Origin of the sequence: Xanthobacter variabilis, from assembly GCF_043831965.2 — a bacterium.
GTDB lineage: Bacteria > Pseudomonadota > Alphaproteobacteria > Rhizobiales > Xanthobacteraceae > Xanthobacter.
In genome coordinates this window covers 3,589,468-3,602,213 of sequence record NZ_CM195533.1, presented here as the reverse complement: position 1 = coordinate 3,602,213, position 12,746 = coordinate 3,589,468, and the positions used below count along the sequence as shown (strand labels likewise).

Genomic DNA, 12,746 nt, shown 5'->3' with positions numbered 1-12,746 from the left:
TAAAGGCGAAGCTCGCGCCGTCTGCCGTCTTCGCCATGCGATGAGTGCATGGCTGTTCAGCGTAAGGGACGGGGTCAGTAGGCGAGGGCTGAGAATGCGGGCTCGACCGAGCCGGCCCAGTCGCCATGGAAGTGATCCAGCAGCGCCTCTGCCGGTGAGCGGCCGGAGAAAGCGGCTTCCTCGAGGGGGGCCAGGAAGCGGGTTTCATCCCGGCCCTGGCGGTCCAGGTGCCCGCGCCGCGCGAGGCCGGCGCTGGAGAGGGCCAGGACCTCGCGAGCCACTTCCCGCAGCTTGCGCCCGCGGATTTCCGCATGGAGCGCGAGACGGGGCACGTCGTCCCGCAACTGCTGGCGTTCCTCGGCGGTCCAGTCCTTCACCAGCTCCCAGGCGGCGTCGAGGCTCTTGTGATCGTAGAGCAGGCCGGCCCAGAAGGCGGGCAGCGCGCACAACGTGGCCCAGGGGCCCGCATCGGCGCCGCGCATCTCCAGGAAGCGCTTCAGCCGCACCTCGGGGAAGATGGTGGAGAGGTGATTCACCCAATCCGAAAGGGTCGCGGTCTGGCCCGGCAAAGCGGGGTGCCGGCCGGCCAGGAGATCGCGGAAGGAGCTGCCGGCCACGTCGATATAGCTGTCGCCGCGCTTCACGAAATACATGGGCACGTCGAGGGCATAGTCCACATAGCGCTCGAAGCCGAACCCGTCCTCGAAGGCGAAGGGCAGCATGCCCGAGCGGGCATTGTCCGTGTCGCGCCAGATCTCCGAGCGGAAGGACAACAGGCCGTTGGGCTTGCCCTCGGTGAAGGGGGAGTTGGCGAACAAGGCGGTGGCCACCGGCTGCAAGGCCAGGCCCACGCGCATCTTCTTCACCATGTCGGCTTCGCTGGAGAAGTCGAGATTCACCTGCACGGTGCAGGTGCGGAACATCATGTCGAGGCCGAGCGTGCCCACCTTGGGCATGTAATTGGCCATGATCTTGTAACGGCCCTTGGGCATGACCGGCGTCTCCGCGCGGGTCCATTTGGGGCTCATGCCGATGCCGAGGAAGCCGATGCCGAGGGGCTGCGCCACTTCCCGCACCTGGGCCAGGTGGGCGTTCAGCTCGGCGCAGGTCTCGTGAATGGTGGTGAGCGGAGCGCCGGAGAGCTCGAACTGCCCGCCCGGCTCCAGCGAGATGGCGCCGCCGCCGGTCACGTCCGCAAGGCCGATGATGTGCTCGCCCTCCATGATCGGCTCCCAGCCGAGCAGGAGGCGCATGCCCTCCAGGAGCTTGCGGATGCCCTTGGGCCCCTCATAGGGCACCGGCTCGTGGCGGGCGAGGGTGAAGGGGATCTTCTCGTGCTCGGTGCCGATGCGGAAAGCGCTTTCCGGTTTGTTGCCCTGTTCCATCCAGGCGATCAGTTCGTCGCGGGAGGTTATGGGAGTCGCGTCGAGCGTATCGCGGGCCATATGGGCATCTCTTCAGCACATCGGGGCGCGCCCTGGGCGCGCTTTGGGGCGCGCGACCATACACGGCTGTCTCGTGGAGGCAAACGGGTGCGATGCCGGGCGCTGCGCCGCAGGCCCCCGCCGCTCACGCTCGCGCTTGTTTTGCCAATGTGCGCAACCCCCGTGGGCGCGCGCCGCGCCTCAATCTGCGCGTTGCGGGCCCGGCTCGCGGAAGGCGGCGAACACCAGCACGGTGAGCGGGGTGGCCAGCAGCACCCCGAAGGCGCCGAACAGGCTGCCAAAAACCACCACCGCGAACAGGGTGACCGCCGGCGGCAGCGACACCATGCGCTGCTGGAGCAGCGGCGTGATGATGTTGCTCTCGGTCTGCTGAACCGCAACGAACATGGCGAGCGTCCACAGGGCCGAATCCAGGCCGAGCGTCAGCGCGATGAGCAGGGCCGGGATGGCCGACACCACGGGCCCCACCATGGGCACGAATTCGGCCAGGGAGGCGAACAGGGCAAGGGCCAGAGCGGAGGGAATGCCCAGCACCGTCAGCCCGATGAAGGTGAGCACGCCCACCACCAGCATGGCGATGACCTGCGCCTTCAGGAAGCTACGCAGATCATCGGTGATCAGCGTCAGCCGTTGCAGCACGCGCGGGCGTTCCGCCTCTCGCCAGAAGGCCAGGAACAGCTTGCGGTAAAGCTTTGGTTCCACCGCGAAATAGAGCCCGCCGACCACGACCAGGAACAGGCCCACCAGCACCTGTGCCAGATTGCTGGTGAAATTCTGCACGGCGGTGAGGATGACCGAGCTGGACGGCGCCGCCGCCTCCGCCCGCTGCAGCAGCTCGGGCATCATCTGGCTGAGGTGGAAGCGCGCCTCGAACACCGCCCAGGCCGTCGGCAGGTCCTCGATCAGGGCGCTCACCTGGGTCTGGATGGTGGAGCCGAACTGGTAGCCCACCAGCCCCAGGGCCCCCAAAACGAGCAGCGCCACGGGAAAGACGGCATATTGCTCGCGAATGCGCGTCAGCCGGGCGAAGGGCACCGCGAGGGTGTGCAGCGCCAGGGCCACCAGCAGCGCCGCGAAAACGGTGAGAAACACGCTGGCGAGCTGCCATGCAAAGTAGAAGCCCGCCACCACGAGCACCGCGATGGCGGCCATCCGCGCCACGTCCCGGTCCGACACCATGAGCTCTCCCCCCCAGCCGCCCCAGAGGTAGCGTAATTGGCGGCATTTCCATAGGGCGTGGGCGCGCCCGGCTTCCGCTACGCACAGCCCCCTTCATAGCTCCCTTCATGGCGGGCGGCTGATTCTCTCGGTGCGGGGCGGATGGCCTGCCAGGGCGTGCGCAAGCTCCCGGCTCCGGATGACCGCTCAAAGGCTTCACAGGCAGGGCCATGGCTGAGCCCGTCGACGCGCCCCCTTCACGCAAAGCTCGATTCGCCTTCGCGCGCAGGGGCACGAGGCTGCTTCAGTTTTTCATGGAAATGCAGAAGCCAGCTATTCGCGTGTTTCCGGGCGTTTCCTTCACGCGCGCCGGTGCCCCCGTCGCGTGGAAACGCCCTAATGCACGCTCAGCCGGAACAGCAGGTCGCGCACGGCTTCGCGCAAGGGCCGTGGGGCCAGCTTGCCGAGGCCGATCAGGGCTACCAGTGGCCATGGGAAGTCCACCCGTCCGCGTCCGCGGGCGGCGGCCCGGGCGATGTGGCGGGCGGCCTTGTCGGCGCTCCATTCCAGCGGGCGCCAGCCTTCATAGTGGTCGCTCATGCCGGTGGCGAGGAAGCCGGGGCAGGCCACCGTGACGCAGATGCCGAAGCGCCGCAGCCACGGCCGCGCCGCCTCACCCCAGGCGAGAAGTCCGGCCTTGCTGGCGCAATAAGCGGGCTGGTCGGCCAAGGGTTCCAAGGCGGCCAGGGAGGACACCAGGATGATGCCGCCGCGCCGCCGGGCCTGCATGGCCGGCAGCAGGGGCACGACGGTGGCGAGTGCCCCGGAGAGATTAGTTTCGATCTGGGCCAGGACCGCGTCGAGGGGTTCGGGCGCGCCATCGGGGCCGACGCTGGCTTCCACGCCCGCATTGGCCACCACCAGGTCCACGGGGTGGGCGGCATCGTGCGCGGCCAGCGCGGCCGCGAGGCGCTCACCGTCGCGCACGTCGCAGGCAAGGGCCGTGACCTGGGCCCCGGCGGCGATGCAGGCGGCGGTGGTCGGCTCCAGCCGCTCGGCGCCGCGGGCGATCAGCAGCAGGTGCACGCCGGGGGCCGCATAATGCCGGGCGAAGGCCGCACCCAACCCGCCCGAGGCGCCAGTGATGACGATATGGCGGGGGGCCGGGGGGGCACTCATCGGGGGCTGTCGGCCGGTGCCGGGGCGGGTGTGGAGAGGATGCGCCGCGTCGCGCCGGCGATGGCGGCGGCGATGCCGTCGTCGCAGAAGAAGCGGCCGTTGATCTGGGTGCGCTCCAGCAGCACGCGCTTGTACGCCGCCCACAGCTCCGGGTCCGGCGGTTCCGCCTTGGTCCAGAAATCGTCCAGGGAGCCCTGGAAGGCGAGGCCGGGAATGTCGTAGGTCGCGCGGCCCAGCACCTTCAGCGGCACCCCCTGGTTCAACGCGAAGGTGGCCGAGGTGGAGTTGATCACCAGCGTGCCGGAGGAGGTTGCGATCAGGGGCACGATATCCCCGCTCTCCACGAAGACGAGGCGGTCGGCGAAGCCGTGGCGCGCCGCCAGCTTCTCGATCTGGCGGCCCCGGTCGCGCAAGGGCACGTCGAAGGGATGGCGCTTCACCAGCAGGCGCGCATGGGCCGGCGCCGCCCGCGCGAACGAGGCGAAGACGAGTTCCGTGGCTTCCGTCATGTCGCGGAAGTCGGAATGGACGCGAATCTGGAAGTCGCCATCCAATTGGAGGGGCAGGATGTAATACGGTGCGTGCGAGTCCTTCAGCGCCTTGCGCGTGGCGCTGTCGCGTTTGGTGATGGCGCGCTCGCGCGCGAATTGGCGCAGCCAGCCGGCATATTCCAGCACCGGATGGGGCATGGTGTGCCGACGGTAGTGGGGATAGGCGAGGGCACCCAGCAGGAGGTTTGAATTCCAGGCCACGTCCCAGACCGCCCGCAGCGCGAATCGGTCATGGAAGATGCGCGCCTTCGGAGCCGGGCCGAGCAGCGCGGCTTCGGCCAGCAGCACCTGCGGGTCACGGGGGAAATCGGAGAATGCGTTCACCCCCTCGTGCTCAAGCGTAATCCAGTGGGGGCGCAGATACCCATCCTCGAACAAGTGCCGGCGAATCCCAAGGGCGCGCGCCACGGCAATCGCCTCGGCGTGGTAGAAGCGGCAATCGCCGAACAGCACCAGGTCCGTGACACCGTTTTCGCGCATCAGGCGGGAGACGAACTGGCGCCAATTCCGCGGGCGCCCGCGATAAGACACAGCCTTGCCGGGCCAGAACACCCACTCCGCAGCGCAAAGATGCACCTTGAGGATGCGCGCGCCGCGGCTTTCCAGCGCGCAGGCAAGGCCCCAATGGAATTGCGAGGCGGCCCCCTGAAGCATCAGGACCACACGGCCATGCGCATCCTGACCGGGCGCGAGGCGGTCGTCCGACGTCGCCGGCTGAGACGCCGGCTCTAGACCCCGCATGCGATCTCTCCATCCTCCCTCATGGCGCCCCCTCCGGCCCCGGGCCGCAGCGCCTCGCGCAGCGCACTTTCGTTCCCCGGCACCGTCAGTCCCGCACGCACGAAAACGCCCTCGCGCGGGTCGCGGCCGCCTTCTCTTAAACCTGTTTTGCCGTTGCGCAACGTCAAGGTCTGCCCAAAGAGATCGCGTCCGCTGCCACAAATGCCGCCGCCATGCGGTACCGCGAGAGGCGGGGCATCAGGACCCGGGCGTGCGAATCGGGTGGTCGCATCGTCGTGTTCGTCGCCGAGAGCCAAGGTGTTTGGAGCCGTCCGCTACAGGCGCACCAGGTGCACCTCGCGAAACAGGATGGTGTGGCCTGCCGCCTGTCCATCGCTCTTCATGATTATGTTGATGAAGGTTTCCATATTCTTCGCGTTCTTTGGCACCCGCATCACCAGCGGGCGCTGCCCCGAGGTCAGCCGGCGCACCCGCTTCGGGGCGCGGGCGAAGGCCATGAGCCTGCCGATGAGCGAGCTGCGGAGGGAGTGGCCGCCCTTGTCGAGGACATCGCCTTCCAGATGGATCGCGACGTCCGCATCCGCGGCGAGGTCGTAGCTCAGGCCATAGGTGCCCGGGGGCAGGCCGAGGGCCATGCCGCGAATGAACTCGCCCTTGAACGCGGGCAAGGTGAGCCGGCGGCCGGACCTCGAGTATCGCGAAACAAAGAGTTCCGCTGGAATGGTCGTCTGTTTGTGGATGGCGATGTCGATTTTTATCTTCAAAGCGACATAGGTATAGGATCTTTTGTTGCGGATCCTGGCCAGCAGCCGCCTGGCCGCGCGACATTGGTGCCGATCACCACTGGCCGGTCCGGACATGATGATGGACGCATAGCGAAAATACTCGCGGTCCGTGCTCTCTTCCCTGGCCAGGACATGGTCCACAAACGCGCCGATGCGGACATAATCATGCACCGCTGCGTGGATCGCGAGCCAGCGGCGCATATCGGCGGGCTTGCGGAAAGCATCCAGCGGCTGGCCCCTCGCCGCAGCGCGGGCCTCCTGCATGGTTCCGTTGCGAAATACCTGGAGCCAGGGCCGTTCCGGCAGGTCCGGAATGCCATAGCCGAGGCGTCGCAATTCGGATTGGACGGGCGCGAATCCCGCGAGGGGCATCCCATAGGTCCGCGCCAGCATGCCGACGGCCTTTTGTCGCCCGGCGCGGTCGAGCTGGGCGAGGGCACGCGCCACATAATGGGGCGAGGCGCCGCGCGACTGCCGGATGAGGTTGCGCAGGCCGCTCGGCCCGGTGCCCTCGATCACTTCCCGTGCGAAGGCGGTGCCGGCGCCACAATCGATGCAGGGCGACAGAAGGCTGTGGTCGACAAACCGGTTGGGGACTGCCCTCACCTGCGGAACGGCGGCGGCAATCGCCTGGAAGTGCAGCCGGTCTTCCCGGTGGCGGGGATCGAAGACGACGATGGCATCAGGCGGGGCGTCTCCGGCCTGGATCGCCATGCCGTCATGCAGATCGGGACGGTAATAAAGGCGTGGCCGGCGCTCGTCGAAGGCCTGCACATCCTGCGGCGCGACCGACCAGGCGGGCCCCAGAGCCACGGAGCGCTTGGCCGAGAATAGCGCGCCGTACTTCAGCGCCGCATACCCGCCCATGCTGTGCCCATAGGTGATGATGCGCCGAAAGTTGCGAAGCCGGTCCGCAATGGCCGCCTTCAACTCCATGATGTCGGTTTGGGGATACCATGCGTCGGCCAGGTCGACGAAACAGACGATGGAGTGACCGAGCCTGCGGATGGGGGCCAGGCCCCAGATCGCCCCGGGCAAGGTCGCGCGCGGCGCGAAGGTCAGCACCAGCGTCTCGCCTGGCGTGAAATGGGCGTTCATCTGGACGTGGCGCGTGCGCTTGGAAAATGTGGAGACAGCAGCCGCGCGGCCACCCGCGCTGATCGCGCCGCCGGGCTGGACATTCATTTCGTCGCCTCCGCCCTCGTCATGTGATGGCCGTTTCCTCATTTTGAATGGCTGCCGCGCGCGTCAGGGCCGTGTCGTTCCGCGTGGCACGGGCGCCCGCGCAAGGCCCTGATACAGAGAAAATAAGGCAGGCCATGGCTCGCGAAACGCGCCCTTGTCCCCCATCTTTTCGTGAGGCCCGCCCGTGCGCCGCGGCGTCGCGATGGTTGCCACGACGCGCTCTCGCGGAGTAGGTGAACACAAGACGAATGCGGCACCGCCGCGATATGGACTAGGACGACGATGACGGTTCACACGCGCCCCGCCGACGCCAAGAAACTCATCCACGGCGCCACCGGCGACTGGGAGGTGGTGATCGGCATGGAGGTTCATGCTCAGGTCGCCTCCAACGCCAAGCTTTTCTCCGGCGCCGCCACCGCTTTTGGCGGCGAGCCGAACGACCACGTCTCGCTGGTGGACGCGGCCATGCCCGGCATGCTGCCGGTCATCAACAAGGAATGCGTGGCGCAGGCGGTGCGCACCGGCCTTGGCCTGAAGGCGCAGATCAACCTGCACTCCGTGTTCGACCGGAAGAACTATTTTTATCCGGACCTGCCGCAGGGCTACCAGATCAGCCAGTTCAAATATCCCATCGTGGGTGAGGGCGCGGTGATCGTGGACCTGCCCGACGGCGAGAGCATCACCGTGGGCATCGAGCGGCTGCACCTGGAGCAGGACGCCGGCAAGTCCATCCATGACCTGTCCCCCACCCAGAGCTTCGTGGACCTCAACCGGTCCGGCGTGGCGCTGATGGAGATCGTCTCGCGTCCGGACCTGCGCTGCTCGGAAGAGGCGAAGGCCTATGTGACCAAGCTGCGCACCATCCTGCGCTATCTCGGCACCTGCGACGGCGACATGGAGAAGGGCAACCTGCGCGCCGACGTGAACGTCTCCGTGCGCCGGCCCGGCGAGGGGCTGGGCACGCGCTGCGAGATCAAGAACGTCAACTCCATCCGCTTCATCGGCCAGGCCATCGAGGTGGAGGCCCGCCGGCAGATCGAGATCCTGGAGGATGGCGGCTCCATCGACCAGGAAACGCGCCTGTTCGACCCCAATAAGGGCGAGACGCGCTCCATGCGGTCCAAGGAAGAGGCGCACGATTATCGCTACTTCCCCGATCCGGACCTGCTGCCGCTCGACATCAAGGCTGATTTCGTCGAGGGCCTGAAGGAGCATCTGCCCGAGCTGCCGGACGAGAAGAAGGCCCGCTTCATCTCCGAATACGGTCTCTCGCCTTATGATGCGGGCGTGCTGGTGGCCGAGCGCGACACCGCCGACTTCTTCGAGAAGGTGGCGACGGGGCGTGACGGCAAGGCCGCCGCCAACTTCATCATCAACGAGCTGTTTGGCCGCCTGAACAAGGATGGCAAGGACGTCACCACGTCCCCGGTCTCGCCCGAGCAGCTCGGCGCCATCCTGGACCTGATCGCGGAGAAGACCATCTCCTCCAAGATCGCCAAGGACCTGTTCGAGATCATCTACACCGAGGGCGGCGACCCCAAGGTGGTGGTCGAAGAGCGCGGCATGAAGCAGGTGACCGACACCGGCGCCATCGAGAAGGTGGTCGACGAGATCATCGCCAAGAACCCGGACAAGGTGGCCCAGGTCCAGGCCAAGCCCACCATGCTCGGCTGGTTCGTCGGCCAGGCCATGAAGGCGTCCGGCGGCAAGGCCAACCCGCAGGCTCTCAACGAGATCCTGAAGGCCAAGCTGGGCATCTGAGGCTCGTTCGGGCGCCGCTTCCAGGCGGCGCCCCCTCACGTCCACCCGGCGGGGTGCTCACAGTGGCGCTTCGGCCAGCTCGGTCGGGCCGAACACCTCCTCGAACGCCACGCGCAGCACGGAATCCACTTCCGGCATGCTGACCAGAATGCCGAGGTCGGCAAGGCTCGTCACGCCGTGCTCACGCACGCCACAGGGCACGATGCCGCCAAAGTGCGACAGGTCCGGCTCCACGTTCAGCGAAATGCCGTGGAAGGTCACCCAGCGGCGCACGCGGATGCCGATGGCGGCGATCTTGTCCTCATCCCCATGGCGGCGCACCCACACGCCCACCCGGTCTTCCCGCCGCTCACCGGTGACGTTGAAGGCGGAGAGTGTGCCGATCAGCCAGGCTTCCAGCGCACTCACATAGCGCCGCACGTCCGGTGCCCGCCGATGCAGGTCCAGCATCACATAGGCCACCCGCTGGCCGGGGCCGTGATAGGTGAACTGCCCGCCGCGCCCGGCATCGAACACGGGAAAGCGGGCCTCCACCAGATCTTCCTGCCGGGCGCTGGTTCCGGCCGTGTAGAGTGGGGGATGCTCCAGCAGCCACACCGCCTCGCGCGCCGTGCCGTCGGCAATGGCGGCCACGCGCGCTTCCATGGTGGCCAGGGCCACGTCATAGGGCACGAGACCGTCGCTGATCATCCATTGGACCGGTGGGCTCGCGGGGTCCTGCGGCCGGAAGGTGGCGTCCAGGGTTTCTCGAGGCACCGGGGCGTGCGTCGATGTGGGGGCTGATCGGGATGCGGACATGGATGCGGACATGGGGCAACGGCATAAACCATCGGTGGCCCGCGTCCAGAGCGATTTCAAACAAGGCGGACGTGTCGGAGATTCTCTGACGAATCTCGATGCCGGCCGGCGCGCGCGCCGGGCCATGGGGCGGCTCTCCGCGCCGACACCCTGCGGGTGCTTTCCCGGCAAAGCGGCATCGGAAAAGGATTTGTCAAAATGTCATCCACAGGCCGCGGCGGCGGGCGGTGCGCGCGGAAGGAAGTTCTTGTGGCGCTCTGGGTGATCTGTTAGACGATGGCTCCCCGCCGGACACGGTCCTCTTCGAGAACCCCGGTGGTGCCATCCTGACTGCGGTCGTGGCGGAATTGGTAGACGCGCTAGCTTGAGGTGCTAGTGGGGAGACCCGTGGAGGTTCGAGTCCTCTCGTCCGCACCAGGAATGGAACGCCCGGTGCTCCGGTGTGTGAAATAAGGGCGGCCTTGGCCGCCTTTTTTCATTTCAGCATCCCATTTCGCAAAACGCGCGCCCGGCCCTGGGGCGCGCCGGCCCGCGCGCCTCAGCGCGCGGCGTGCTGCTGGGCGGGCACGATGTGCACCACCTTGTAGCCCTTCTCCTTCAGGGCGCGCAGGAAAGCGGGAATCATCGCCGCCGTCTGCGCCTTGGTGTCGTGGAACAGCACGATGCCGCCGCCGGCGGCGTCGAGACGCTTCAGAACCAGGTCCAGCTCCTGCTCGGGGGTCATCTTGTTCCAGTCGCTGGCCCAGAAATCGGCGCCGAAGACCGCGATTCCCGAGCGGTCGAGATAGGCGAGAAGCTCCGGCGTGGAGGCAAAGCCGGGAAAGCGGAAGAAGGGCACGCGGGGCACCGTGCCGCTGGCGCCGTAGGCGGCCGTTTCGTCGGCGGCGATGCCCTTGCGGATGTCGGCCACCGCGGCGTCGAACGGCAGCTTCGCCAGGGTCGCGGCCGGGTGGGTCATGGAATGGTGGGCCACGGTGTGGCCCTCCGCCAGCTCCCGCCGCACCAACGCGGGACGGGCCTTCGCATTGTCGCCGATGATGAAGAAGGTGGCGCGCGCGCATTCCGCCTTCAATGCGTCGAGAATGGCCTCGGTGGTCTTGGGCCACGGGCCGTCGTCGAAGGTCAGAACCACCTCGCGCGGGGCGAGGGGCAGGGTGCCGGGGAACGACTTGGTGCCCACCTGCACGCCCTTGGGGTTGACCTCCAGCACCCGCGCCGTGCCCAGCGCATCGGGCCCGCAGCTTTCAGCGGCAGTCGCCGGCTGCGCGGCGAGGGGAAGGCCCAGAGCGAGCGCGAAGGCAATGTCGCGCGTGCCCGTCATCCACCGGTGCCCATGTGCCATGACGCCCGCTCCCCCTTGCGTTCACAGGATCGGGAGGCGCTTTAGGCGCGGCTCGCGGCGAAATGAAGGTGTTGCAAACGCGTCTCGGTCCACAATTGTTGCAGAACCGTCGCATTGGCGCACCGTTTGCCGCTTCCCTAAAAGCGGGAGGCGCACTAGAGGCAGATCAGCGCTCCGCACCGACGACGCATCCGGCACGACCGGTCCGATCGTCGGGGCAAGCCCAATCCCCAATTCGTCGATATCGGGAGCAGCCATGCGCGAGGATCTCAATCCTGCCGACGCCGAGCGCGGCGATCACCTCCCGCCCGTGCGCGACGAGGCCGGCAATATCGCGGAGGCGTTCCGCGACTCGGTCATCGCCTCCATCGGCGAGCGGGACGTGGACCGGCTCCATGCGCTCACCCGCAGCGTCCACGAAGCCGATATGGGCGACCTGCTGGAGGCCCTCGACGGCGAGGACCGGCGCCGCCTCATCGAGCTTCTGGGCGACGATTTCGACTTCACGGCCCTCACCGAGCTGGACGAGACGATGCGTGTGCAGATCCTGCACGGCCTCTCGCCCAAGACCGTGGCGCGCGGCATGCGCGGGCTCGATTCGGACGATGCCGTCTACATCCTGGAAGACCTTTCCGAGGAGGATGTGGCGGCGATCCTGGAGCTGATGCCGGCGCCCGAGCGCGTCGCGCTGCTGCGCTCCCTGGACTATCCCGAGGAAAGCGCCGGCCGGCGCATGCAGACCGAGTTCATCGCCGTCCCCCCGTTCTGGACAGTGGGACGAACCATCGACTACATGCGCGAGACCGCCAACCTGCCGGACACCTTCTATGAGGTGTTCGTAGTGGATCCGGCCTATCGGCTGGTGGGGGCGGTGCGGCTCGACAGGCTGTTGCGCAGCCGCCGCCAGGTGCTGCTCACGGCGCTGAAGAGCGAGCACGCCCAGGTCGTCACCGCCAGCGAGGACCAGGAGGAGGTCGCCCGCAAGTTCGAGCATTACAATCTCGTTTCCGCCCCGGTGGTGGACGATGCGGGCCGGCTCGTGGGCGTGATGACCATCGACGATGTGGTGGACGTGATCCAGGAAGAGGCGGACGAGGATCTGCGCGCCCTGGCCGGCGTGGGTTCCGATGAGGAGTTGTCCGACACGGTGGTCTACACGGCGCGCAGCCGCCTGCCGTGGCTGGTGGTGAACCTGGGCACGGCCTTCGTCTCCGCCTCCATCATCTCCATGTTCGAGGGCACCATCGAGAAGATGGTGGCGCTGGCGGTGCTGATGCCCATCGTCGCTTCCATGGGCGGCAATGCGGGCACCCAGACCATGACGGTGGCCGTTCGTGCGCTGGCCACCAAGGACCTGTCCACCCACAATGCCCGGCGAATCGTGTCTCGCGAGCTGCTGGTGGGCCTGTTCAATGGCGCAACGCTCGCCTGCCTGCTGGGCGGCATCGCCGCGCTCTGGTTCGCCAACGTGCATCTGGGCTTCGTCATCTCGGCCGCGCTGGTGTTGAACATGGCGGCGGCCGGGCTGTTCGGCATCCTCATTCCGCTTGCCATCTCGCGGCTGCGGCTGGATCCGGCGGTGGCCTCCGGCGTCTTTGTGACGATGGTGACCGATTGCGTGGGGTTCCTGGCCTTTCTCGGCCTGGCCACCTGGTGGTTCTCGGGGGCTTAGGAATTTCTCCCCGGATACCTCAACAGCGCTTGCGCGGCGGGTAGAAGTGTCGAACATGCATCCGGGGGGGCGCCATCCGCGGTGCAGAACGGATGGCGTCAGGGATCGGTTGAGGGAGACTTATCATTC

9 protein-coding genes and 1 tRNA gene are annotated in these 12,746 nt (G+C 67.4%); 3 read left to right on the top strand and 7 right to left on the bottom strand.

Translation table 11 applies throughout. The annotated features are described in order from the left end of the window. Nucleotides 1-74: 74 nt before the first annotated feature. The 5 genes from V5F26_RS15835 to V5F26_RS15815 all read right to left on the bottom strand — a co-directional run bounded on the left by V5F26_RS15835 (nt 75) and on the right by V5F26_RS15815 (nt 7,044). Complete coding sequence (locus V5F26_RS15835) at nt 75-1,445, bottom strand: glutamate--cysteine ligase (RefSeq protein ID WP_394056446.1); 1,371 nt, start codon at nt 1,443-1,445, stop codon at nt 75-77. Nucleotides 1,446-1,625: 180 nt separating this feature from the next. Continuing rightward, nucleotides 1,626-2,624, bottom strand: coding sequence for an AI-2E family transporter (locus V5F26_RS15830; protein ID WP_394946437.1), 999 nt, complete (start codon nt 2,622-2,624; stop codon nt 1,626-1,628). Nucleotides 2,625-2,999: 375 nt separating this feature from the next. Continuing rightward, nucleotides 3,000-3,782 (bottom strand): SDR family NAD(P)-dependent oxidoreductase, encoded by a 783-nt coding sequence (locus V5F26_RS15825; protein ID WP_394056450.1) that lies wholly within the window; start codon nt 3,780-3,782, stop codon nt 3,000-3,002. Further along, entirely contained in the window at nt 3,779-4,987 is a 1,209-nt protein-coding gene (locus V5F26_RS15820) for a capsular polysaccharide export protein, LipB/KpsS family (protein WP_509210517.1), read from the bottom strand. The genes V5F26_RS15825 and V5F26_RS15820 overlap by 4 nt, the downstream gene beginning before the upstream one ends. 401 nt (nt 4,988-5,388) lie before the next feature. Beyond that, on the bottom strand, nt 5,389-7,044 hold the full coding sequence (locus tag V5F26_RS15815) for a hypothetical protein (RefSeq protein ID WP_394946436.1): 1,656 nt from the start codon (nt 7,042-7,044) through the stop codon (nt 5,389-5,391). Between the two features lie 282 nt (nt 7,045-7,326). On the opposite strand from V5F26_RS15815, the gene gatB reads away from it, so the two are divergent. After that, nucleotides 7,327-8,805, top strand: a complete 1,479-nt coding sequence (gatB, locus tag V5F26_RS15810) for an Asp-tRNA(Asn)/Glu-tRNA(Gln) amidotransferase subunit GatB (protein ID WP_394946435.1) — start codon at nt 7,327-7,329, stop codon at nt 8,803-8,805. A gap of 57 nt (nt 8,806-8,862) precedes the next feature. Here gatB and lipB read toward each other — a convergent pair whose 3' ends face one another. After that, the gene (lipB, locus tag V5F26_RS15805) at nt 8,863-9,603 is read right to left on the bottom strand and encodes a lipoyl(octanoyl) transferase LipB (RefSeq protein ID WP_394946434.1); all 741 of its coding nucleotides are present in this window, start codon (nt 9,601-9,603) and stop codon (nt 8,863-8,865) included. Between the two features lie 332 nt (nt 9,604-9,935). On the opposite strand from lipB, the gene V5F26_RS15800 reads away from it, so the two are divergent. After that, nucleotides 9,936-10,020: transfer RNA gene (locus tag V5F26_RS15800), tRNA-Leu, on the top strand. Nucleotides 10,021-10,141: 121 nt separating this feature from the next. On the opposite strand, the gene V5F26_RS15795 is transcribed toward V5F26_RS15800, so the two are convergent. Then, entirely contained in the window at nt 10,142-10,945 is an 804-nt protein-coding gene (locus tag V5F26_RS15795; RefSeq protein WP_394946432.1) for a polysaccharide deacetylase family protein, read from the bottom strand. Nucleotides 10,946-11,201: 256 nt separating this feature from the next. On the opposite strand from V5F26_RS15795, the gene mgtE reads away from it, so the two are divergent. Next, nucleotides 11,202-12,617 carry a magnesium transporter gene (mgtE, locus tag V5F26_RS15790; protein WP_234050671.1) on the top strand — a complete coding sequence of 472 codons (1,416 nt, stop codon included), beginning with the start codon at nt 11,202-11,204 and terminating at the stop codon, nt 12,615-12,617. The last annotated feature ends 129 nt before the right edge of the window (nt 12,618-12,746 follow it).

Coding starts and splice junctions, on each gene's coding strand:
- gatB (WP_394946435.1), top strand. CDS start 7,327: ATGACGGTTCACACGCGCCCCGCCGACGCCAAGAAACTCATCCACGGC.
- V5F26_RS15795 (WP_394946432.1), bottom strand. CDS start 10,945: ATGGCACATGGGCACCGGTGGATGACGGGCACGCGCGACATTGCCTTC.
- V5F26_RS15830 (WP_394946437.1), bottom strand. CDS start 2,624: ATGGTGTCGGACCGGGACGTGGCGCGGATGGCCGCCATCGCGGTGCTC.
- V5F26_RS15815 (WP_394946436.1), bottom strand. CDS start 7,044: ATGAATGTCCAGCCCGGCGGCGCGATCAGCGCGGGTGGCCGCGCGGCT.
- V5F26_RS15835 (WP_394056446.1), bottom strand. CDS start 1,445: ATGGCCCGCGATACGCTCGACGCGACTCCCATAACCTCCCGCGACGAA.
- mgtE (WP_234050671.1), top strand. CDS start 11,202: ATGCGCGAGGATCTCAATCCTGCCGACGCCGAGCGCGGCGATCACCTC.
- V5F26_RS15820 (WP_509210517.1), bottom strand. CDS start 4,987: ATGCTTCAGGGGGCCGCCTCGCAATTCCATTGGGGCCTTGCCTGCGCG.
- V5F26_RS15825 (WP_394056450.1), bottom strand. CDS start 3,782: ATGAGTGCCCCCCCGGCCCCCCGCCATATCGTCATCACTGGCGCCTCG.
- lipB (WP_394946434.1), bottom strand. CDS start 9,603: ATGTCCGCATCCCGATCAGCCCCCACATCGACGCACGCCCCGGTGCCT.